General features: G+C 53.3%; 2 protein-coding genes and 2 rRNA genes (1 of these 4 running past the window's edge). 2 read left to right on the top strand and 2 right to left on the bottom strand.

Going from position 1 to position 2,754, the window contains the following annotated elements; genetic code table 11:
- The first annotated feature begins 356 nt into the window (after nt 1–356).
- Both PJE062_RS27000 and PJE062_RS26440 read left to right on the top strand, forming a co-directional pair.
- A complete protein-coding gene (locus tag PJE062_RS27000; protein ID WP_008546611.1) occupies nt 357–488 on the top strand; it encodes a hypothetical protein in 132 nt (43 codons plus the stop codon).
- Nucleotides 489–571: 83 nt separating this feature from the next.
- Complete coding sequence (locus tag PJE062_RS26440) at nt 572–712, top strand: hypothetical protein (RefSeq protein ID WP_008546595.1); 141 nt, start codon at nt 572–574, stop codon at nt 710–712.
- 730 nt (nt 713–1,442) lie between these two features.
- Here the strand turns inward: PJE062_RS26440 and rrf are convergent.
- Together rrf and PJE062_RS25200 are read right to left on the bottom strand one after the other, a co-directional pair.
- Nucleotides 1,443–1,557 (bottom strand): 5S ribosomal RNA (gene rrf, locus PJE062_RS25205).
- A gap of 89 nt (nt 1,558–1,646) precedes the next feature.
- Nucleotides 1,647–2,754 (bottom strand): 23S ribosomal RNA (locus PJE062_RS25200) (it continues 1,617 nt past the right edge of the window).

Here is a 2,754-nt window from a genome sequence, read left to right as displayed (position 1 = left end):
AACCCACTACAAACTCCTCCTCCTCCCAGCCACCATGGCCCCCACCGCCTACCTGACCTTCCGACACACACGCCTCCTCCTCACAGACAAGCTGCTGCTGGTCACCATCATTTCCGGAGGTATTTTCCTCACGGCGAACATGATCTGACTTACGGTGCCAATTGAGATGAAGAACGATAGCTCAGGCTTGATACAGGCATCTGACATCTGGCATCTGGCATCTGGCATCTGGCATCTGGCATCTGGCATCTGGCACATATTGAAGCATCAGCTATTCAGCAAACCAATTTCCACGAGCTGGCAGCCTACTCAAACAGCAAGTCACCCTGATTACCGACAGGCCACAGGAAGAGATCATGAACGACATTGGCTGGTACAAGAACCACACCTACACCCGCAACAACATCAGCCTGTTCAAATACATCGAACTTGCCCTTCAGAACCCTCTGCCTCTCTCAAGGCTTATCTCTGGACCCAGCTTGCAGTGAGCGCCTATCAACTCCGGAGTTGGCTCAACCGGATCCACTGATGCTAGTGGTGGGTTACTCAGAGCAGCGGTACGAGCACCTATATGGGTGCCATCGGCCGGGACCATAACCTGTCGATCACCTACGACAATGCCATCCCCACCCTGCTCCACGGCATCGCCCCGGACCTTGACCGTGACCGGGTTCTACTGAAGTCCCAACTGGAGCAAAGCGGACTTATTTAGAGAGCCGCCATGCCAAAGCTGGCCTCCGCAATTACGATAGAGGATTACTAGGAGTACATCACAGACGAGCGCGCACTGGTTGCCTGGACAAAGGGAATAACTCTGAGTAAGCAGTGCCGTGAGTGCGTGGATTGCAAGGGGGATAAGTTGGTCCGCTATGGTGTTTGAGCCAGCTTCAGCCAAGCTTGCGTGATCAGCAGCTGCATTCACTGCGATTAAGAGATATTCCCTCCATATCCCCGAGGACCTACAGAAGGCTATCTCCCAGAGATCTCCGTGGTGCGGTGATATCTCGTTGCAGCGGTCCTCACCGAGAACCATTTCTTATGGCGCCACCTTCTGAGTTGTCCTCGTAACCTATAAGCTCCGCCAACACTCCCAAAGACCCCCGCTTAGCCCCGGTTTCAACCTAGCAACGCCATCTGAACGTAAATCTTTCAAACCAACGCGCATAAGAACGCAAAATTATTCCAGCCTTAGCAGACAGCTCGATTTCATTACGGATGACGCTGCTTCTTCGATATCAACCGCTGAGTGTCAGGCATGTGTGATCAACTCATTGAAGTTTCAGTTGCTCTGTTTGGTTGAGGGATTATTGGCAGTTCTGAGAGGTATATTTAGGCTTTTGCCGCTGGTTCCAAACGCAGAAAAGCCCCCGAGCGTTATGCATCGGGGGCTTTTGTGTGATTTTGTGTTCTGTGTGTTTTGAGGAGTTTTGTGCTTTATTCATGCCCGGCGGCGCCCTACTCTCCCGCGTCTTAAGACGAAGTACCATTGGCGCAGGGGCGTTTCACTTCCGAGTTCGGGATGGGATCGGGTGGGGGCGCCCCGCCATAGCCACCGGGCAGGAATAAGTCACATTATGAACTGGTCTGTTTTGTTTAGTTGAAGCTTTGTTTTTGGATTTAAGCTTTATGATTATAGCTTAATGGGAGTGATCAAGATCGATCGAGCTATTAGTAAGGCTCAGCTTCGGATGTTACCACCCTTCCACATGCCTCCTATCGACGTGGTGGTCTTCCACGGCTCTCAAGGGATATCTTGTTTTGAGGTTGGTTTCCCGCTTAGATGCCTTCAGCGGTTATCCATTCCGTACATAGCTACCCTGCAATGCGGCTGGCGCCACAACAGGTCCACCAGAGGTACGTCCATCCCGGTCCTCTCGTACTAGGGACAGATCCTCTCAAATTTCCTACACCCACGGCAGATAGGGACCGAACTGTCTCGCGACGTTCTGAACCCAGCTCACGTACCGCTTTAATTGGCGAACAGCCAAACCCTTGGGACCTGCTCCAGCCCCAGGATGCGATGAGCCGACATCGAGGTGCCAAACAATGCCGTCGATATGGACTCTTGGGCATCATCAGCCTGTTATCCCCGGCGTACCTTTTATCCGTTGAGCGATGGCCCTTCCACGAGGGACCACCGGATCACTATGACCGACTTTCGTCTCTGCTCGACTTGTCAGTCTCGCAGTCAGGCAGGCTTATGCCATTGCACTCAACGAGCGATTTCCGACCGCTCTGAGCCTACCTTCGCGCGCCTCCGTTACCATTTGGGAGGCGACCGCCCCAGTCAAACTACCCGCCACACACGGTCCCGGATATTGTAGTACCGCGGTTAGATATCCATGAGGACAAGGGTGGTATTTCAAGGATGGCTCCACCCGAGCTGGCGCCCGGGGTTCAACGCCTACCACCTATCCTACACATGTCATCACGAATACCAGTGTGAAGCTGTAGTAAAGGTGCACGGGGTCTTTCCGTCTGACCGCAGGAACCCCGCATCTTCACGGGGAATTCAATTTCACTGAGTCTGTGCTGGAGACAGCGGGGAAGTCGTTACGCCATTCGTGCAGGTCGGAACTTACCCGACAAGGAATTTCGCTACCTTAGGACCGTTATAGTTACGGCCGCCGTTTACTGGGGCTTCAATTCGGTGCTTGCACACCTCCTCTTAACCTTCCAGCACCGGGCAGGCGTCAGACCCTATACGTCGCCTTGCGGCTTCGCAGAGCCCTGTGTTTTTGATAAACAGTCGCA

Source organism: Pseudovibrio sp. JE062 (assembly GCF_000156235.1).
Taxonomy (GTDB): domain Bacteria; phylum Pseudomonadota; class Alphaproteobacteria; order Rhizobiales; family Stappiaceae; genus Pseudovibrio.
This window is presented reverse-complemented; position numbering and strand designations above follow the sequence as displayed.

Coding starts and splice junctions, on each gene's coding strand:
- PJE062_RS26440 (WP_008546595.1), top strand. CDS start 572: ATGGGTGCCATCGGCCGGGACCATAACCTGTCGATCACCTACGACAAT.
- PJE062_RS27000 (WP_008546611.1), top strand. CDS start 357: ATGAACGACATTGGCTGGTACAAGAACCACACCTACACCCGCAACAAC.